Below are 20,629 nucleotides of genomic sequence, written 5' to 3'. Positions count from 1 at the left end.
ATGGCAAAGAAAGAAGTTACTGTTGAGCAAAAATTAAGAGCACTATTTGATCTGCAATTAATAGACTCTAGAGTTGATGAGATTCGTAACGTACGTGGAGAGTTACCACTAGAAGTAGAAGACCTTGAAGATGAAGTAGCCGGATTAAACAAACGATTAGAAAAACTAAATGAAGATCTTGAAACTATTGATGAAAGCATCAAGAGTAAAAAGAACTTAATTGAAGAAGCCAAAGTGCTTATTAAAAAATACGGTGAACAACAGAAAAATGTTCGTAACAATCGTGAATTTAACTCATTAAGTAAAGAAGTTGAGTTCCAAGAGTTAGAGATTGAACTTTCAGAGAAACATATCAAAGAATTCAAAGCTCAAATCATTCAAAAGAATGAGATAATCGATCAGACAAAAGATCGGTTAAAAGAGCGTAATGCTCACCTTGCACACAAAAAAGGTGAATTGGATGCGATTCTTGCAGAAACTGAAAAAGAAGAACAAGCGTTATTAGCAAAATCTGCTAATTTTGAAAACGACATCGAAGAACGTTTAGTGAAAGCTTATAAAAGAATCAGAAACAATGTGAAGAATGGATTAGCAGTTGTACCTATCGAACGTGGGGCATCCGGAGGATCTTTCTTTACAATTCCGCCTCAAGTGCAGATGGAAATTGCTTCTAGAAAGAAAATTATCACAGATGAGCACAGTGGACGTATTTTAGTTGACGAGGAGCTTGCTCAAGAAGAAAGAGAGAAAATGCAAGCTATGTTTGCAAAATTATAGGAATAAATCATTCCAAATATTTTAAAACCTCAGGCAGCTGAGGTTTTTTTATTTACAGTATTTTTGAATCTATGAAATTTCTAGAGAAGAATATTCTTATCGTTGGCTCTGTCTGGCCCGAACCCAATTCGTCGGCAGCAGGATCCCGTATGATGCAACTCATTGATATCCTATTGGCATCACGATGCAGTATTACATTTGCAAGTACATCAGGTACAACAGACCATATGGCAGACTTAAATAAGTTCCATATTAAGCAATACCAAATAGGAATTAATGATTCAAATTTTGATTCATTCTTAGCCGAACTACATCCCGATATTGTCATTTTTGATCGTTTTATGATTGAAGAACAGTTTGGCTGGCGGGTAGCCGACACGCTTCCTGGCACTCTTCGGATACTTAATACAGAAGATCTTCATTGCCTTAGAAAGACAAGAGAATACTGTTTTAAAAAAGGACGTGAGTTCACTGTTTCAAGCTTACTGTCAGAAGATATTACAAAAAGAGAACTTGCGAGTATTTATCGCTGCGACCTTTCGATAATTATATCTGAGTACGAAATTTCCCTATTAAAAAATGTCTTTTCAATCAAAGACACACTACTTCTATATCTTCCTTTGCTATATACCCCTGATACAATCAATCAAAATAAAGAGATTTCAGGTTATGATAAAAGGAAAAATTTTATCACTATTGGAAACTTCAGACATACCCCCAATTGGGAAAGTGTTTTGCACTTAAAAAAGAAAATATGGCCGTTTATATCAAAAGAACTCCCTGACGCCGAATTACACGTTTATGGGGCCTATCCCCCGCCAAAAGCTACGCAGCTCACCAATTCAAAAGAACGTTTCTACATTAAGGGCTGGACAAACGATGCACATAAGGTAATGAGCGAAGCTAGGGTCTGTCTGGCACCGCTTCAATTTGGCGCGGGCATCAAAGGTAAATTACTGGATGCTATGCGATGTGGCACTCCCAGTGTTACCACAACTATAGGTGCAGAAGCCATGCACGGCAAATATCCATGGAACGGATTTATCACAGACGACCCACAGGATTTTACAAAGAAAGCCTGCATACTGTACACCGAAGAACACCTTTGGCAAAATGCACAAAAAGCCGGATTTGAAATTATAAAAGATCGGTTCAATAGGACTAAGTTTGAGGATAGCTTGATAACCGCAATTGATAACGCCTTGCTAAACCTGAAAGAAAATCGCACCTTAAACTTTGTTGGAAGCATGTTATCGTACCACAGCTTAAGAAGTACCAAATTTATGTCACGCTGGATCGAATTGAAGAACAAACAAGCAGAAGATTAAACCGAACATCATCCACTTGGACAAAAAACAACAAAAAGCTCTTCATTAAAATGAAGAGCTTTTGATATATACTAAGATTCTAAATTACTACTTATAAAGCAGCAACATGTTTTGTCAATTTTGACTTTAAGTTAGCAGCTTTATTCGAATGAATAACATTACGCTTAGCTAACTTATCGATCATAGAAACTACAGAAGGCAATAAAGTCTCTGCTTCTTTCTTATCAGACTCACGTAATTTCTTGATAGCATTACGAGTAGTTTTATGCTGATACTTATTTCTAAGACGTTTTGTCTCACTGTTTCTAATTCTCTTTAATGCTGACTTGTGATTTGCCATCTCTCTTTTCGTTAAATTTTTTAATCTAAAATTTGTAGCCCGTAGGGGAATCGAACCCCTCTTACCAGGATGAAAACCTGGCGTCCTAGCCGATAGACGAACGGGCCATTACCTCTTTCAAGGAATGCAAATTTATAGCTTTCACTATAAACATGCAATTAAATTTATCTTTTGTAGCCCGTAGGGGAATCGAACCCCTCTTACCAGGATGAAAACCTGGCGTCCTAGCCGATAGACGAACGGGCCAAAACATTTGCTTAATTGCGGATGCAAAAATACAACTATTTTTGAATCGTACAAATGTTATTGATTTTTTTTTAAAATTAATATGCCTTCGCAAACAAAACCCTCTGATTAGAAGGCTTTCCGCTATAAAAACAAATTCCACTTTCTTGTACCGCATCAAAAGGAATACATCGAATTGTTGCCTTAGTCTCCTCTTTTATTTTCTGCTCGGTTTCTATACTTCCATCCCAGTGTGCGGACAAGAAGCCTCCTTTAACCTCTAAGACCTCTTTAAACTCTTCGTAAGAATTAACCTCCGTTATATGCTCATCCCGATACGTTGTAGCTCTCTGATGCAAATTACGCTGAATGTCTTCTAAAACTGAAGGTACTTTCTGTTCAATCTCATTTTGACTTACAAACTCTTTACTTAATGTATCTCTACGCGCAAGTTCGACTGTTCCTTTTTCAAGATCTTTAGGGCCAATCGCAATTCGAACAGGCACGCCTTGTAACTCGTATTGAGCAAACTTAGCTCCCGGTCGATATGTATCGCGATCATCATACTTTACACTCACTCCTTTTGCACGGAGCGCCTTTACCATTTCGTTAGCCACTTCACTAATTTGCGACAGTTGCTCTTCGCCCTTGTAAATCGGCACAATTACCACTTGAATCGGAGCTAAATTTGGCGGTAACACCAAACCATTATCATCACTATGAGTCATGATTAAAGCGCCCATCAATCGCGTTGAAACCCCCCATGAAGTCGCCCAAACATGCTCCTGCTTTCCTTCTTTGGTTGTAAACTTTACGTCAAAAGCTTTTGCAAAATTCTGTCCCAGAAAATGTGATGTACCCGCCTGTAGCGCTTTTCCATCTTGCATCAAAGCTTCAATACAATACGTATCCACTGCGCCTGCAAAACGCTCACTCTCAGTTTTTCTACCACGTATGACAGGTATCGCCATAAAATTCTCAGCAAAATCAGCGTATATATTATTCATTTGTTCAGTCTCATCAATAGCCTCCTGTCGCGTTGCATGAGCAGTATGCCCTTCTTGCCACAAAAACTCTGCAGTACGTAAAAAAAGACGTGTACGCATCTCCCAACGCACCACATTTGCCCATTGATTAATTAACAGAGGCAAATCTCTATAAGACTGTATCCACCCCTTGTAGGTATTCCAAATGATAGCTTCAGAGGTAGGACGTACAATAAGTTCCTCTTCCAGCTTTGCATTGGGATCAACAATCAATTTTCCGGCATCCTCAGGATCTGTTTTAAGGCGATAATGTGTCACTACCGCACATTCTTTAGCAAATCCCTCTGCATTTTTTTCTTCAGCCTCAAAAAGACTTTTGGGAACAAATAAAGGAAAGTATGCATTTTGATGCCCGGTTTCTTTAAATTTTCGATCTAATTCGGCCTGCATTTTCTCCCAAATAGCATATCCATATGGCTTAATTACCATACACCCTCGTACTGCAGAGTTTTCTGCTAAATCTGCTTTTACGACTAACTCATTATACCATTTTGAATAATCTTCGCTTCGTTTAGTTAGGTTCTTCCCCATATATTATTATTTGGCACAAATGTTGTGGCTTTGTTAAATAAAAATTTGTTAATGCAAAACTAACTAAATTTGTAACGTTCAACAATTAAATAAGTAGATATGCAACTTAAAAATATATTAACTAAACACCCCGTGCCGGGAATCTTTTTGTTGGCTACGCTTCTTTTGTTGACATCGTGTGGCTCTTATGAATATGCTTCTTATAATGATGGAGTCTATAGTGACACTGATAGATCACGACAAGAACCTATTGAAAGAGAAGAAACTCAGGTTTCTAACAATTATTACTCGAATTACTTCGCAGAAAAATCTTCAGCATACGACAATATCACTCAAGAGGGTGCTATTTTTACTGATATCGATAGTTATTCTGATAGCGATTATGAAGCGACAGACTCAACAGACCTAGCACTAAATTATGAAGTAGGTCAACCTTCCTGGGGTTCTAACCCTGACATCAGTGTAAACATCTACAACAATGGATGGAATCGCCCGTTCTTCAATCAGGGCTGGTATGGTCCGGGATTTGGTTTTGGGTGGTACGGATATCAAGATCCGTTCTGGTTTGATTACGGATGGGGATGGTCTTTAGGATGGGGCTCTCCATATTGGTATGGTAGAGGATTTTATGGACCTTTTTACGGAAATCGTTTTTATAATCGGGGATACAATCCATACTACAGGAACCGTTATTACGCTTACCATAATAATCCAAGAACATTGTATCGTAGCCGAAGTAACACCTCTTACAATCGCTCGAGCTACAATAGAGCAAGAAATTCTCAATACAGCCGATCGCGCTCAAATTATATAAGACGCAATAATGTGTCTGCAGACCGTAGTCGAAATGCTCGTTCTAATTCCTATTCAAGAAGTTCTAATACACGATACAATAATAACCGATCAAGCGCACCCTCGGTAAGATCCAGATCCACAAGATCAGCGTCACCCGCTGCAAGATCTTCTTCTAGAAGTCGCTCAAATAATCGTTCCTACTCTCCAAGTTCTACGAGAAGAAACAACTCTTCTGTTCGCAGCAGATCAGGGTCCTCTCGTAGCTCTGGCTCAAAATCAGGCGGCAGTAGATCTTCATCAAGAGGTGGTAGAGGAAGAGGTTAATTCTTAATTTTTACAAAAATAAGCTATGATAAATAAATCACTTTTTTTCATATGTACGCTTGTGACCACATGTTTCCATGCACAAGACATTTCTGATGCCGTTCATTTTTCTGATCAGAGCATTAAAGGAACCGCAAGATACAGAGCTATGAGCGGAGCATTCGGGGCATTAGGTGCTGATCTTTCGGCATTACAAACAAATCCGGCCGGCTCGGCTGTCTTTTTAAATTCATCTGCATCGGTTACTTTATCCTCGCAGCGGATTGAAAATGAAACTTCTTACTTCAATACGTTCAACACCACCAAAGAGCGGGATTTAAATTTTAATCAATTAGGTGCTGTTTTTGTATATAATAATCTCGATGCAGAATTTCCGATTAATCGCATTTCGTTAGGAGTTGCTTACGATCAAACCGCTTCGAATGTCGATGAATTTTATGTTTCCGGAAATTCTCGAAATTCAATAGATTCTTACTTTTTGTCACAAGCGCAAGGAATTGAAGTAGGCACATTAACTGTTCAGCCCAGAGAATCTATTGAAGGGGTTTATAGTTTTTTAGGCGAGAATCAAGGGTATGGAGCGCAACAAGCTTTTTTAGGTTACGAATCATTTGTTATCGATGCGGTCGATCCTGACGATCCGAATTCAACACGTTATGTTTCAAATATAGCAGGTGGTCCTGATGGATTTGATCAGTTTTATATCAAAGAAAGTACTGGCTTAAACGGAAAATTTACTTTGAATGCCGGTTTACAACTGCATACCAATTTTTATCTGGGTATAAACCTTAATTCCCACTTTTTAAATTATGATCGCGTTACTCAGTTTACTGAGTTTAACAACAATGCTGGCAGCAATATTAACGAAGTACGATTTAATAATCGTTTATCTACGAACGGTTCCGGTTTTTCAGCTCAAATTGGAGGTATTGCAAAACTTTCTGATCAGCTTAGAGTAGGACTTGCACTTGAATCGCCTACCTGGTATTATATCTCTGATGAGACGCTACAGGAAATTGAAACTTATAGTGATGCTGATGGTCGCGCTCTGGTACGTCCTAATGTGGTAAATATATTTCCCGAATATCAATTAAGAACCCCAGCTAAAGCAACCGGTAGTATTGCCTGGCTGTTTGGAACACGTGGCCTATTAAGTCTTGATTACTCTTATAAAGATTACAGCACTACCGAATTTGATTCTGATGAAGGAGTTTCTTATACGCAGATAAATCAAGGTATTGAGAATTCTTTACAGGGTGCTTCGACATTACGTGTAGGAGGTGAATGGCGAAATGGAAACTGGAGCTTTCGCGGCGGCTTACGATATGAAGAAAGTCCGTATAAAGATGATCGTTTGCTAAGCGAAAAACAAGGCTATTCCTTAGGTTTAGGATACACTTTTAGAAAAGTCAGGTTTGATGCGGCTTATGACCATACATCACAAGATCGTTCCCAGCAATTTTACCCGGGATCTGAATTCATCAACCAAACACTTATCACCACCAAAGAGGAACAATTTATTTTTACCGTAAGTTTCAATTTATAACTACAACTTCTCGTATTCCAACTATGGAAAACTGAGAATTTAAGATTAAAAAATCCATCTGTTTACAAACAGATGGATTTTTTGATTGTATTATTTAAAAGACAGCTTTTTAACGGATTAAAGAAAAATTGCCTGCTACAACTCGACGTCGTTGGTTTGGATCTCTAGGCTCATTAAATTCTACACGAAACCAATAATCTGATGAAGGCATTGGATTACCATTGTACGTTCCGTCCCATCCCGGTCCTCCCGGTCGTAATTGCTTCAATAATTTACCGTATCGATCAAAAATATAAATTTTAGCTAGAGGCTGATCTTCTATATTTATGAGACTCCAGGTATCATGAAAACCGTCTCCGTTGGGTGTGAAATATTTAGGATACCCCATGATAATGATTACTTCAGAAAGCACCTCACTACAACCGGCACTGTGACGCGCGGTTATTTGATGTTCCCCGGGAAAAACATTTTCAAAAACCGGCGATGCCTGATAAATACCATTATCTATTTTATACTCGATATCCTCAATATCACCTACAACAACTTCCGGAATAGCAGTTATGGTGTAGGTTCCCGCAAAGGATTCTTCGGCAATGGTGTAACCAACCCTGCTAACCGCAGCTGAAACATTTACAACCTCAATATCATCTGTACCTACCGTTGCTCCCGTACTGTCATACCCTTCCATTCGGTAAGTTCCCGAGCCGGGCGCGGTGTATACCGGTGCAGTTTCTCCGGCAATAGTCACAAAACTATTAGCTGCTTGTGAAAATGTAAACCATTGGTACGATACCGCATTATCAAAACGTCCTTGCAAAACTACAGCGCGATCTTCACAAATTGCGATATCGTCTCCCAAACCAGGCTCCAGAATATTACAATCTGTAGTTCCTGCTTCCAGCTCGTCCATATTGGTTTGCTGTAACTGGATAACTCCGGATTCATCCGCAAAATTTGTAATCAAAACAATATAATACTCGCCGACAACTGCATTAGGTATAGTTAAGGTTTCGATAGAGTTACGAGAATAACTGCAATCTACAATATTACTATTATCTTGATTTTCGATATAATACAAGGGATCATCTGCGTTATTTTCACACTCTGAGGGACGACCATCGCCGTTATTATTGTTGTCACATTCTTTGGACAATATATCACAATCTACATAAGAAGTTTCAAATGGACCCCACGCTATAAAATCAACATCCAACTGTCGCTCTCCCCTATCAAAAAATCCATCTTCATCAGCATCCACCCATTGCACAATATCAAACGTTAGTTCACCACTGCGATCAATCCGCATGAAATACCAAGCAGGATTAGGGGTGGTGTTAAGACACCCTATTTCACCTAAACTTTCTTGACTAATTGTATTTGCAAATGTAAGTTCTTGCGAAATATCCGAACAAAAGGGAAGTACATTACGGCACTCTTGATCATTTGTCTGTGCAAAAAACGCACATGGAAGCATCAATAAAAACAGGTGTAAATAAAGGATTTTGTAGATTGATTGTACCATAACTTAGAGAACGTTTAATACGCTTATGTTCTTATATTTAGTAAAATTTGGGAGTTAAATATACATAACTTCTTCAAGATTTACGAAAATAAAGCATATTCTATAATAGTTTACCAACGCAACGTTTGGGAAACTACAAAATCGTATCTTTGCAGCCGATTACAGCATAAGATCTGTTTTCTATTGAACAAAAAATGTTAGCCCCTAGAGAAAATTACCAAATCATAAGGATGATATGATGTCTTTGGCTCTCATTTGGATTAAAGAAAAAACCATAAAAAAGTAAACTCGTGAAAATTGACAAGGCCCTTGAAGCAATCGAAGCATTAGGTGACAATCATGTAGCGACCAGCGCAACTACGCCGCTTAGAGCAGACGCTTTTGCACTAACGGATCAAGAAAAAATCGCATCGATTAAAGAAGATGTAAAGCATATTATGGAAACCTTGGGTCTCGATCTTACTGACGATAGTCTTAGAGGTACTCCGCAGCGTGTAGCCAAAATGTTTGTTAACGAAATTTTTTCTGGACTACATCCCGGACGCAAACCCGATGCCTCAACTTTTGCCAACAATTATAAGTATGGTGAGATGTTAGTAGAAAAAAATATCACTGTATATTCTACTTGTGAACATCATTTATTGCCCATCGTAGGTCGTGCCCACGTAGCCTATATTTCTAATGGTACGGTGGTCGGGCTTTCTAAAATGAATCGTATTGTAGATTATTACGCCAAGCGTCCACAGGTACAAGAACGCCTCACTATGCAAATCGTTCAGGATTTGCAAGTTGTTTTAAACACAAAGGATGTGGCATGTGTGATCGATGCAAAACACTTATGTGTCAATTCAAGAGGTATTAGAGATATTGAAAGTAGTACCGTAACCTCAGAATTTGGCGGACGTTTTAAAGAGGAATCTGTACGTCGCGAATTTTTGGATTATATTAAATTAGATACTACATTTTAATCTTATTTTTGAAGTAACCCTTTAAACGATTTATCCAACCATGGCTGAAACTCCATTGTACACGCATCAAAAGTTATCACTTTATAATTCTATCTCCGGAAAGAAAGAAACATTTACTCCCATCACCCCTGGTAATGTAGGAATGTATGTTTGTGGTCCTACGGTGTATAGCAATGTGCATTTGGGTAATTGTCGTACGTTTATTTCTTTTGATCTTATTTATCGTTATCTCAAACATTTGGGCTACAAAGTGCGTTACGTACGTAATATTACGGATGCCGGACATTTAGAAAGTGATGCCGATGTTGGAGAAGATAAAGTCGCAAAAAAAGCGAGACTGGAACAATTAGAACCTATGGAAATTGTACAGCGTTATACGCTTGACTTTCATAATGTTTTAGCAAAATTCAATACGGTACCACCGAGCATTGAACCTACAGCAACCGGTCATATCGTAGAACAGATAGAGATTATAAAAGCCATCATAGAAAATGGTTTTGCTTATGTTGTAAACGGATCGGTCTATTTTGATGTTCTCAAATTCAATGAAAGCAATCATTATGGTAAACTCAGTGGTCGCAATCTCGAAGACATGATTACCAACACCCGAGAATTAGCTGCCCAGAGTGATAAGAAAAATCCGCAGGATTTTGCCTTATGGAAAAAAGCCGAACCGCAGCATATCATGCGATGGCCTTCACCATGGAGTGATGGTTTTCCGGGATGGCATTTAGAATGTACTGCGATGAGCAGTAAATATCTGGGTGAACATTTTGATATCCATGGTGGTGGGATGGATTTAAAATTTCCGCATCATGAATGTGAGATTGCTCAAGGAGAAGCAGCCTGTGGTCAATCTCCTGTAAACTATTGGATGCACGCCAATATGCTTACCCTTAATGGGAAAAAAATGTCTAAATCCACGGGGAATAGTATTTCTCCGGCTGAAATATTTAGCGGAGAAACCGACAAACTTTCTAAAGCATTTGCGCCAACAGTAGCGCGATTTTTTATGCTGCAAGCGCATTACAGAAGTGTGTTGGATTTTTCCAGCGAAGCGCTTGAGGCTTCAGAAAAAGGTTTTTATCGTTTGATGGATGCCGTACAAGCCCTGCCTACTATCCAAACAGGCAGTGAAACCAAAGGTCTGGATGTATCTGCATGGAGACAAACTTGTTACGATGCCATGAATGACGACTTTAATAGTCCCATTCTTATCGCTAAGCTTTTTGATGCTGTTAAGTTTATCAATACCCTTAAAGAGGAAAAAGCCAGCATCACGGCAAATGATCTCGAGTTGTTAAGCACTATGCTACGTGGTTTTGTGTTTGATGTTTTAGGACTTTTGGATTCTAATGAAGCATCTTCAGATATTGGCGATAAACTTTCCGGGACAGTAGAACTACTGATTCGATTGCGTGCAGAAGCACGTGCGAACAAAGATTTTGCTACCGGAGATAAGATCAGAGATGAATTGGCCGATATGGGTATTCAGCTAAAAGATGGTCGTGACGGAACTACGTTTTCGCTTAACTAACATACAAAGGAATGGCTATTACCGCTACTATAAAAAGAGTTTTAGCCATTCCGTTTATTGGTTTAGTCCGCTTTTATCAGTTGGTAATCTCCCCTCTAACCCCTGCTACCTGTCGCTACCACCCTACCTGTTCGCAGTATACACTGGTAGCTTTACAACGATTTGGTATTTTTAAAGGAGGTGCTTTGGCACTTAAAAGAATTTTTAGTTGCCACCCCTGGGGCGGTAAAGGGTATGATCCAGTTCCAGAAAAAGATACTAAGTAATTATATCGGAAAAATTGCTTTGGGCACTACGTGAAATCCCGCTTTGAGCACTTGCCTTTCAACATCTTTTACTTTCAATAAAGCCGAAGTATGTACGGTTAACTGTCTAGGAAAAACATTTTCGTTGATCAACACATCCCTTACCGCTTCGAGCTCACAAATAAATGATTGCACACGCTCAAGATCTTTACGACTTTTAGCGTTTGTTTCAAATATCTTTCCGTGATCTCCCGGGATTACATGTTCTGATAGTAAACTCATGGTCTATACTATTAAAATTGTACCTATTAAAACAAGTAGTAAGAGTAGTTTAGACTTCGTTTGGACTATAAACGGCATCCTTTCTAAAGTTACAAAATCTATGCGTAGTATATCGTGTGATTGTTTAGGAAACTTATTAATATTTTGCTAAATATTGAAGAACCATCCCACAGAATATTATATTGTTAATGAATAGTTCGGGACGAGATATTGGTGTGATGTAAAAAACCAGCTACAAATCATTGTAACTGTTTCTCGTCTTTATTTTCTTACTCCTGTTGGCACGGTATGCAATTCCACGCTATCATATCTGAGCGATCGGGTTTCTATAAATAGAGATAGCGCAGATTTGTAACCCGTGCGGTCAAGGACAAATTATATTATTCCAAAAAAAAAACGGCACAACTTTTACAAACGTGACTGTTATTTGCTGTGTTTTATACTCTTATTAATTACTCATACTTGGTACGGAAAACATTTCCGCGCGATCATATCCGCGCGATGTGGATCAGTCAACACTATAAAGTCTATTCTTCGTAATTATGGTGATAGACGCTATACTTATAAACACAACAACTTGAAGCCAAATATTTGTTCTTACATTATTAAATAGAGCAAAAATAGGACGAACATAATACGCATCAAATAAGACAAAAACTCCTAATCCTAAAGTCATGCAAATTATATAGAACAACCAATCAATATTAAAAAATCTTTTAATTGAAACTGAAACTATTAAGCCTAAAATATAGGTGACTAGGAAATACACTTTATCATAAATAAACCTCTTTTCAGAAAATTGTTCTTTTCCAAAATCAAAATTATAAAAATAGTTATCACTGTAAGCTAAGAACAATAAACCAAACGATCTCACAACTGATAAGACACAATATGTAATTAGTATGATTAAAAGAATGTTGAATGACCTTTTTAATTTGTAACCCATATGTCAATAATGCTTTTTGCTGTTTTGGTTATATTAAACCAGTTTGGGTCATCAAGAATTTCTAAATCACTTTTATCTTCTTCCATATAATTATCAATCATTTTGTCTAATTCAATGATTCTAGAAGGAAGTTGGCTTTTGTTTGATTCATTGACCTTAATATAATCAATATACTTTTTAAAAGAATTGTCATCATATAAAGTATTGATACTGTCAACAAAAGAAGACACATAAAAAGGATGTTTACCCGTCCATGCTAGCTTTTGTAATTCTAAATCAGAAAGGTCTCTTAATGAGTTAAAAATATTAATTTTCCAGCTATCCAATTGTTCTTTATTCATTTCTTAATTATTGACATTAAGTTGATCTTTAAGTAAAAGCTCTTTAAGAATACTAGATCCTGTGGTATTTCCTTTCATTTCATCATAAATACCATTTTTAACATGCTTATATAACCATTAATTGCCCGGATTTCTAATTCATCTAATAATCTTGGGTCTAAATACATGAACAATAACTACATCTATCCTAAATGCTGTAGCAAAACTTACAAATCAAAAACCAAATTTGCTATGAGAATTGTATTTTCTATTTAAACAACCAAAATACAAAAAGCTACAATAGTAATGTTATTTATTTAATTACGCTTAACAAATCACCAATCTATGACTGCACCCGTCACAGACGAGCGCTAGCGGTATATATACTATTATCTAAACTATCTTAATAAAGATGGTTCTCAAATCCATTTAGCTTGTTTTTGACTTCTCAGCCAAACGCTCATCGTTCTAATATAAATACCTATATTTACCTTCCTTAAAAACAATTCTTGTATATGATATTTTCTCAAATTACCTGGAACCCGGTCGAGGGTATTGATTTAGGTTTTTTTATGATTCGTTTTTATAGTCTCATGTTCGTAATCGCCTTTTCACTAGGGTGGTACCTCATGAAACAGATTTATGTCCGCGAAAACATATCGATGGAAAAACTGGACTCGGTTTTTATCTATGCTGTTTTAGGTACGTTAATCGGTGCACGACTGGGGCATGTGATTTTTTACGATTGGGATTATTACCGCAACAACCTGCTCGAGATCTTTCTACCAATCCGTTTTAGTCCGGAGTTTGAGTTTATTGGTTTTAGAGGACTTGCAAGTCACGGTGCGGCTATTGCTTTTATCATTGCCATGTACTATTATTCTAAAAAAGTATTGAAAAAGCATCCCTTGTGGATCATGGATCGCGTTACGATTCCGGCAGCTTTTGGTGGTATTTTTGTACGTTTAGGAAACTTTTTTAATTCTGAAATCATTGGTGAACCCACCGATTCTGTATTCGGAGTTCGTTTTATTCGAGAAGCTTTATCGAAGTATGAGGTAGTAAAAGCAACGGGAATTAAAAATGTAAATGAAGCGTACTCAGCAGTAGTTACCAATCCGGAATATGCAACTTTGCTTGAAACGGTGCCCTTTCGCCATCCTGCACAGCTATACGAAGCGTTTGGATATATATTTGTATCGTTTATTTTATGGTTCCTTTACTGGAAAACTAATAAACGTAACCATCCGGGATTTTTGTTTGGAATGTATTTAATCTTAATCTGGCTTGTACGCTTTATTGTGGAGTTTGTAAAGAAAAGTCAAGGTGGGTTTGAAGATTCGTTGGGAGATGTATTATCTACCGGTCAGTGGTTGAGTATTCCTTTTATCATCGTTGGCTTATATTTTGTGTTACGACCTGTAAAGAAAACTGAAGCAGTATAATTCAATTCTAATTCAGCTTTAATATAAAAAAAATCGTTGCTAGGATTAGCAACGATTTTTTTATGTTCTCTAAGAGTTGTTTTATTAAATCTAAAACAACTCGCTCGATTCTTTAAGTTTCTCTGTATTGGCAACTAACTCCAGTTCATCAATAATCTTTTGAATATCTCCGTCAATAATATTACCAAGATCATATAGCGTTAAGCCAATTCTGTGATCGGTAACGCGTCCTTGTGGATAGTTGTAGGTTCTAATTTTTGCCGAACGGTCACCGCTCGATACCATACTCTTACGCTTCTCAGAGTCAGCAGCCTGCTTTTTGGCTAATTCGATCTCATACAACCTTGATCGTAAAACTTTTAATGCTTTTTCAAGGTTCTTATGTGAGGATTTTTGATCTTGACAACTTACAATCATTCCCGTAGGCTCATGATGTAATTTAATAGCAGAATAGGTCGTGTTTACCGACTGCCCTCCCGGCCCTGTGGATGTTGTACGTTCAATACGCACATCCTGCATATCCAGTTCAACATCAAATTCTTCAGCCTCAGGCAACACCATAACAGTAGCTGCACTTGTATGTACACGTCCTTGGGTTTCTGTTTGTGGAACACGTTGTACACGATGCACCCCAGCTTCATATTTCAGAGTACCATATACATCTTCGCCATTAACTTCAAAAATAACCTCTTTGTACCCCCCACTTGTACCTTCATTAAGGTCAACAATACTGGTCGACCATCCTCTCCCCTCACAGTACTTCGTATACATTCTAAAGAGATCCCCGGCAAAAATACTTGCTTCATCACCACCTGTTCCTGCACGGATTTCAACCACACAGTTTTTAGCATCTTCAGGGTCTTTAGGCACTAACATAAAGCGAATCGATTCTTCTAATCCCGGTAGTTCCGTTTTAGCTTCCTCTAGCTGTATCTTAGCCATATCCACCATTTCGGCATCACTCCCATCGGCAATGATTTCCTCGGCTTCTGTAATATTGTTAGTCAACTCTATATATTGATCTCTTTTATCCATCAAGGCTTTGAGATCTTTATATTCTTTATTTAGTTGTATATAACGCTTTTGGTCCGAAATAATATCCGGCTGAATGATTAAATCATTCACTTCTTCAAAACGTTGTTTTACTATATTTAATTTATCAATCATAATAGGTTCTTCCTTCTGTAGAAGCTACAAAAGTAATCTTTTTTGTCTAAAGCGCATATTGCTTTAATCTTATTATGAAGCAATTTATGGCAAATATTCATTCATACAAAGAAAGAAACTAATGTTGTTTGTTGCTACCAAAGTGATTCAATCTTATAGGGGGAAAACCCGTATCACACTCCAGTAAACCACTAGTCTATTACGCTCGATAAACCTAATGAATTTCAGTTAATTGACTCTTTCCTTCGTTGATCTTTTGAAGTAGGTTTGAATTTCACAAAAGGGCATGGATCCTTTTGATATTTCAGTAATTCATAAAATTAAATACATATATCATGGAAAAAATCTCAAAGTCAGTATCAAATCTGCGCAGTAATTTCAACATTTTACTGCTAGCGGCTAAAGATTCGCAAAATAATGTTCTGTCAGCTACAGAAGCTATTGGCGATCTTTCTTCTATAAACCAGAACACACAATTCGAAGAAATCGTATGCGTTAGTTATATCCCTAAAAATGAAGTGATCAATGCAATTGTAAAAATTAAACAAGCATCAGGCTACGGAGGTAATGCGTGTAGTAAAGGGACATTTGAATATGTTCGTTTTTACTTCGACTATGATCGCAACGGAAATTGGGTAGATGAAGGGGTCACCAATTTTAATGCACATAGTCTGGGTTTTGACGAGGATTTGTGTTATAACGTCCAACTTAAAATTGATCCGGACAAGCGCAGATGTTGCGATAAGAAACCTGTGCTCCCTAAAGTACGTGCCATTCTATCATGGAACGCGGCACCACCGGCCAATCAACCAAATTGGACACCTTATTGGGGCAATGTTATCGAACGTAACGTTCAAATCGAACCTTTACGCGGATTTCAATGCTTTTTTGATGATTTCGTTTTATATCCAAAATTTAAAAAAATCGACACCATTTTAAAGAAAAATAACCTGTTACCCGATTTCAAGAATATTTCAATCAAAGACCAGGTGGAAATCATTAAGAAACACAAAATTCCGGCAACACGCTTTGGGTATGCATCTGCGATTAAGAAAATAAATTCTCAAGATGCAACACCCTTTGCATTACCGGGATACCTTAATCAGCTTGATTTTGATTTTTCTAATATTTTGGATTTCCTGTTGAAACCAAAGTTTAACACAACCTATGAAGAGTTGACCTGTGTCGCACTTAATCGTGCAATGACTACCTTGCATGGTACCATCCACCTCAAAAAATCAGCAGGATACTCCGGTAATCTTTGTCAGACGGGGAGTAAAGAGTATGTTGCTTTTTACATGGATTTTGGCAGTGGCTGGGAATATATGGGAACCTCTTCAATCACGGTTCACAATATTTCAGAAATTCCGAAAGATGGACTTAATTACAACGCAGCACTCGCCGTAGATTTAGACAAAAAACGCAAAGAGTGGTGTGAGTCCGGTAAAGCCAAACTAAAAGGTATTTTAAGCTGGAATGTTGCGCCACCAATAAACCAACCAAATCATGTGGCGCATTGGGGAGATTGGGAACAATGTCATGTTGAAGTTAAGTCTTTACCTAAAGGGATCATTCCCGGTAATTTAAGTCTAAACATAGAAACATTGGGAAGTATGCATATTGATGATATCGATCAAACCGATGGTTTAGCAAATGGATCAGATGCTTTAGGTCTAAGTATGAATGCCGAGGAAAGTCCATTTGATGGTAAAATTAATTTTACAGGAAGTCTCATCAACGGTGGATCTACAGCCCTAGAATATCGCCTAGTTATCACACCTCCAAGTAGTGGTTCCTATAATTTGTTGAATCATGTTACTGCAGATAAGATAGGATTTTCTGGAGAAGAGACGCTTATCCCGGATGCAGATGGATGGATGCCGTATACTAAATTTGTGGGCAACTATTTAGGATATTTCATTCCAACGCAAAGTGGAATGCATACTATAAAAATTGAGGTAAGAAATGCAGGAAGTGCTACGCTGTTACTTACTGGTAACTCAACTAACTTTATGGCGCACAAGGAAGCTCCGGTGGCTGATGTTGAAATTACTTCTGGTGCGGGAAATTGCGGAAGCTTTAAACCCGGAGATGTCATCTCTGGTGAATATAAAGCCTTATCTGAGTATCCAAGAGTGATGAGTTTTGTAGCAACACCGAGTCCGGAGTCAAATTCGGGAGTCATCTCTATCGATGGAGTCCCAGGAAATTCTATTAGTTATAATGACATTGTTGCTCCAGGTAAAACCGGTACTTGGGAGTTGGCAACCAACAACATGCCACAATGTGGATATAACATTCGTTTATCAGTATACGACAGAACAATTATGCATAGTAAAAATATTACTCGGCATGCTACTGACATCGAAGGATTTTGCTTAATACCAAAATAGCTTTCGATCTAAATTAAATAAGAAAAAGAGGCCTTTTGGGCCTCTTTTTATATTTGTAGACATGAAATTATTTTTTATTTGTATTCAAATGTTCCATACTCTGATGTAATCGTCAGCTTTTTAGTATCTGAAGCTTCTACCCTCCCGACAATTTGTGCATCTACATCAAAACTTTTTGATATAGCGATAATATCTTCTGCTACTTCTGGCGAGACGTATAGTTCCATACGGTGTCCCATATTAAACACCTGATACATTTCTTTCCAGTCAGTTCCTGAGTTTTCCTGAATCAATTTAAATAAAGGTGGCACATCAAAAAGCGAATCTTTGATAACATGTACCCCATCTACAAAATGTAATACTTTAGTTTGCGCACCACCGCTACAATGCACCATTCCATGAATGAGATCGCTTGTATACTGTTCCAAAATTTTCTTAATTATGGGCGCATACGTGCGTGTAGGCGACAATATCAGTTTCCCGGCATCAAGGGGGGAATCAGCAACCTCATCAGTCAAGTTAGTTTTTCCTGAATATACCAACTCCGTTGGTACAGAAGGGTCAAAACTTTCAGGATATTTGGAAGCAAGACTTTTATCAAACACATCGTGACGTGCAGAGGTTAGTCCGTTACTACCCATACCGCCGTTATATTCTTTTTCATACGATGCTTTACCAAAAGAGGATAAACCAACGATCACATCACCTGGTCTGATATTGGCATTATCTATGACATCGCTTCGTTTCATACGCGCCGTTACAGTAGAGTCCACTATAATGGTTCGAACTAAATCTCCGACATCAGCAGTCTCTCCTCCTGTAGAATGAATCGTAACGCCGAATTCTTTTAAATCAGCCAACAATTCTTCAGTCCCATTGATAATTGCAGACAGCACCTCTCCCGGAATTAAATTTTTATTTCTTCCGATCGTAGATGAAAGCATAATATTATCGGTTGCACCAACACATAACAGATCATCAATATTCATGATAAGTGCGTCCTGGGCAATTCCTTTCCAAACAGAAATATCGCCAGTTTCTTTCCAATACATATAGGCTAAGGAAGATTTTGTTCCTGCACCATCAGCATGCATAATTAAACAATATGCTTCGTCTCCGGTTAAATGATCCTCAACAATTTTACAAAATGCTTTAGGAAAAAGACCCTTATCAATATTTTTGATCGCATTGTGTACATCTTCTTTGGCGGCAGAAACACCACGTTGGGCATACCGTTTGCTTACTTCTTGACTCATGAATGTTGTGTTAAGCCACAAAGATAACCGAATTTAAGAATTCTGAAATCCGAATTATAAATTATCTTATTCCCAATCAGGCATGGATGCATTTTCAATTATTGATGTTCGGGCTGATCCGCCTTGTATTGCAAGTGTCTGTATGTTTTTCATAGATAATCCATCATTTGAGGTATTTGTAAGAATCACACTTACCTCATTGGGCGAAAAGCGCGCATCCAAATCATTAGTTCCTGCAGGTTTGTCCGAAGAAATATCAGTTGTGGTGCTATCTGCAAAATTGTAGACGAATAATCTGGTATCCAACTGTCGATAAGAGCTACTTTCAAACGCTGAAACATCGCGACTAAATAATAACAAATTACCACCTACAGAAAGATTAATTCCTCCGGCTGCACCGGCAACACCAGAAACTACCGTAGTGAGAACCGTTCCGGATGCATCAATAGTAAATATCTCGACGTTATACCCTTCCAGGTTATTAGTTTTAAGCGCCGTTATATCACCTGCCTCATAAACATCAATTTCTGTAATTACATTCCCGTTGGTTGTTTGAAACCGCTCAGCTAATCCACTACCATCATTATTAATTTCGTACAACTTGTCCTGATTAGGATATAAAAGTTTGGCCCCATTTTGATCCCAGGAAAAATCAACTTCTTCCAAATTGAAACCTACTACCGGTACCTGTGAGGTAATTTGCTTTTGATTAGATCCATCCAGACTCATGGTAAATAAATGTACTTGAGATCCGACAGATTGTAAATACGCTATTTTACCATTTTGTACATTTCTTCTTGGTCGAAAGCTATTTTTTGAAAGTGAGGTTAAGCGTATCGGATTCTCCCCTGCTTCATCGACAGAATATATCACACTATTGCCTTCAACGAGACGACTAAACACTATTCTGTTATTGGATGCTGTTGCGATTGTGAATGCAAATGTTTCACTATTGACAGGATCATTAATAGCATCTGTAGTCGTCACCTGCCAAAAATATTTGGCTCCATATATCAACCCCGTAACAGTGTAGGTAGTATCTTTGATTTCTTCAAAATACGCTACGGTATCATTTTGATCGTTTCGTAAACTAAGTGTATATTCTAAGACATCTTCTTTGTCCGGATCACTCCCAGACCAAATCAATTGTACCTCGACCGGTTGATCTGTAGCATTATCCGGAGGTGTTACCAATTTTGCCGCATTGGGTGGACGATTCGCGGCAGTCTCGACATCCATTTCAAATACTACTTCGAGGGTTTTGTCAGTTAATACCGAAATAGCCTCAAATTCTGCCAACAAACCTTCTCGTTGTGCAGAGATTGAATAATCCCCTGTCGGTATGTTTTCTATGACATAATTCCCGTCTTTATCAGAAAAGACTGTACTAGTAGATGGGTTGGTTGAAATCTTTACATTTTCTAGAGGTTCATTCGTATTTACCGCAACTACTTTTCCTTTTACTGCACCTAAACCTTCAAGTTCAATTGTATCTTCACTACAGGACATAATGCTATATAGTGTGATGCATACTAGTATTGAATAGAATATTTTCATATATCTTATTTATTGAATATTTACTGGAACGTAAATTTTTATTTTAATCTTTATTTATTTGCTTTGAGAGTTGATCCTT

17 protein-coding genes and 2 tRNA genes are annotated in these 20,629 nt (G+C 37.8%); 9 read left to right on the top strand and 10 right to left on the bottom strand.

The annotated features are described in order from the left end of the window. Positions 1-777 carry a zinc ribbon domain-containing protein gene (locus BD809_RS09315; RefSeq protein WP_148782696.1) on the top strand — a complete coding sequence of 259 codons (777 nt, stop codon included), beginning with the start codon at positions 1-3 and terminating at the stop codon, positions 775-777. Positions 778-848: 71 nt separating this feature from the next. Next, positions 849-2,105 (top strand): glycosyltransferase, encoded by a 1,257-nt coding sequence (locus BD809_RS09310; protein ID WP_148782695.1) that lies wholly within the window; start codon positions 849-851, stop codon positions 2,103-2,105. 91 nt (positions 2,106-2,196) lie between these two features. Here the strand turns inward: BD809_RS09310 and rpsT are convergent, their stop codons facing one another. From rpsT to proS, 4 genes are all read right to left on the bottom strand, one after another. Beyond that, positions 2,197-2,445: a 30S ribosomal protein S20 gene (rpsT, locus tag BD809_RS09305; protein WP_148782694.1), complete on the bottom strand. Its 249-nt coding sequence runs from the start codon at positions 2,443-2,445 to the stop codon at positions 2,197-2,199. A gap of 35 nt (positions 2,446-2,480) precedes the next feature. Continuing rightward, positions 2,481-2,552, bottom strand: a tRNA-Glu gene (locus tag BD809_RS09300). A 67-nt stretch (positions 2,553-2,619) separates the two neighbouring features. Continuing rightward, positions 2,620-2,691: transfer RNA gene (locus BD809_RS09295), tRNA-Glu, on the bottom strand. Positions 2,692-2,768: 77 nt separating this feature from the next. After that, positions 2,769-4,247 carry a proline--tRNA ligase gene (gene proS / locus BD809_RS09290; protein WP_148782693.1) on the bottom strand — a complete coding sequence of 493 codons (1,479 nt, stop codon included), beginning with the start codon at positions 4,245-4,247 and terminating at the stop codon, positions 2,769-2,771. A 99-nt stretch (positions 4,248-4,346) separates the two neighbouring features. Here proS and BD809_RS09285 point away from each other — a divergent pair, with 99 nt between their 5' ends. Both BD809_RS09285 and BD809_RS09280 read left to right on the top strand, forming a co-directional pair. After that, positions 4,347-5,366 (top strand): DUF5320 domain-containing protein, encoded by a 1,020-nt coding sequence (locus tag BD809_RS09285; RefSeq protein ID WP_148782692.1) that lies wholly within the window; start codon positions 4,347-4,349, stop codon positions 5,364-5,366. A gap of 61 nt (positions 5,367-5,427) precedes the next feature. After that, entirely contained in the window at positions 5,428-6,912 is a 1,485-nt protein-coding gene (locus tag BD809_RS09280) for an OmpP1/FadL family transporter (protein WP_170251840.1), read from the top strand. A 109-nt stretch (positions 6,913-7,021) separates the two neighbouring features. Here the strand turns inward: BD809_RS09280 and BD809_RS09275 are convergent, their stop codons facing one another. Continuing rightward, positions 7,022-8,434: a T9SS type B sorting domain-containing protein gene (locus BD809_RS09275; RefSeq protein ID WP_148782690.1), complete on the bottom strand. Its 1,413-nt coding sequence runs from the start codon at positions 8,432-8,434 to the stop codon at positions 7,022-7,024. 290 nt (positions 8,435-8,724) lie between these two features. Here BD809_RS09275 and folE point away from each other — a divergent pair, with 290 nt between their 5' ends. Genes folE through yidD form a run of 3 tightly spaced genes read left to right on the top strand, consistent with a single transcriptional unit; the run spans position 8,725 to position 11,205 of the window. Next, entirely contained in the window at positions 8,725-9,402 is a 678-nt protein-coding gene (gene folE / locus BD809_RS09270) for a GTP cyclohydrolase I FolE (RefSeq protein WP_148782689.1), read from the top strand. Between the two features lie 40 nt (positions 9,403-9,442). After that, positions 9,443-10,939: a cysteine--tRNA ligase gene (cysS, locus tag BD809_RS09265; protein WP_148782688.1), complete on the top strand. Its 1,497-nt coding sequence runs from the start codon at positions 9,443-9,445 to the stop codon at positions 10,937-10,939. An 11-nt stretch (positions 10,940-10,950) separates the two neighbouring features. Continuing rightward, positions 10,951-11,205, top strand: a complete 255-nt coding sequence (gene yidD / locus BD809_RS09260) for a membrane protein insertion efficiency factor YidD (RefSeq protein ID WP_211356707.1) — start codon at positions 10,951-10,953, stop codon at positions 11,203-11,205. Here the strand turns inward: yidD and BD809_RS09255 are convergent, their stop codons facing one another. Together BD809_RS09255 and BD809_RS09250 are read right to left on the bottom strand one after the other, a co-directional pair. Continuing rightward, positions 11,206-11,466: a heavy-metal-associated domain-containing protein gene (locus BD809_RS09255; protein ID WP_148782687.1), complete on the bottom strand. Its 261-nt coding sequence runs from the start codon at positions 11,464-11,466 to the stop codon at positions 11,206-11,208. Between the two features lie 930 nt (positions 11,467-12,396). Further along, positions 12,397-12,753 carry a hypothetical protein gene (locus BD809_RS09250; protein WP_148782686.1) on the bottom strand — a complete coding sequence of 119 codons (357 nt, stop codon included), beginning with the start codon at positions 12,751-12,753 and terminating at the stop codon, positions 12,397-12,399. A 494-nt stretch (positions 12,754-13,247) separates the two neighbouring features. Here BD809_RS09250 and lgt point away from each other — a divergent pair, with 494 nt between their 5' ends. Beyond that, the gene (gene lgt, locus BD809_RS09245) at positions 13,248-14,177 is read left to right on the top strand and encodes a prolipoprotein diacylglyceryl transferase (protein WP_148782685.1); all 930 of its coding nucleotides are present in this window, start codon (positions 13,248-13,250) and stop codon (positions 14,175-14,177) included. A 90-nt stretch (positions 14,178-14,267) separates the two neighbouring features. On the opposite strand, the gene prfA is transcribed toward lgt, so the two are convergent. Further along, positions 14,268-15,344, bottom strand: a complete 1,077-nt coding sequence (gene prfA, locus BD809_RS09240; protein ID WP_148782684.1) for a peptide chain release factor 1 — start codon at positions 15,342-15,344, stop codon at positions 14,268-14,270. 335 nt (positions 15,345-15,679) lie between these two features. Here prfA and BD809_RS09235 point away from each other — a divergent pair, with 335 nt between their 5' ends. Next, on the top strand, positions 15,680-17,737 hold the full coding sequence (locus BD809_RS09235; protein ID WP_148782683.1) for a hypothetical protein: 2,058 nt from the start codon (positions 15,680-15,682) through the stop codon (positions 17,735-17,737). Between the two features lie 74 nt (positions 17,738-17,811). Here BD809_RS09235 and BD809_RS09230 read toward each other — a convergent pair whose 3' ends face one another. Together BD809_RS09230 and BD809_RS09225 are read right to left on the bottom strand one after the other, a co-directional pair. Continuing rightward, the gene (locus BD809_RS09230; protein WP_148782682.1) at positions 17,812-18,993 is read right to left on the bottom strand and encodes an AIR synthase related protein; all 1,182 of its coding nucleotides are present in this window, start codon (positions 18,991-18,993) and stop codon (positions 17,812-17,814) included. A 66-nt stretch (positions 18,994-19,059) separates the two neighbouring features. Further along, the gene (locus BD809_RS09225; protein WP_148782681.1) at positions 19,060-20,550 is read right to left on the bottom strand and encodes a carboxypeptidase-like regulatory domain-containing protein; all 1,491 of its coding nucleotides are present in this window, start codon (positions 20,548-20,550) and stop codon (positions 19,060-19,062) included. Positions 20,551-20,629: the final 79 nt, after the last annotated feature.

The sequence above is a fragment of the Aquimarina intermedia genome, from assembly GCF_008124785.1.
GTDB classification, from domain to species: domain Bacteria; phylum Bacteroidota; class Bacteroidia; order Flavobacteriales; family Flavobacteriaceae; genus Aquimarina; species Aquimarina intermedia.
The sequence above is the reverse complement of the archived record's forward strand: the minus strand, read 5'-3'. Positions and strand labels throughout refer to the sequence as shown.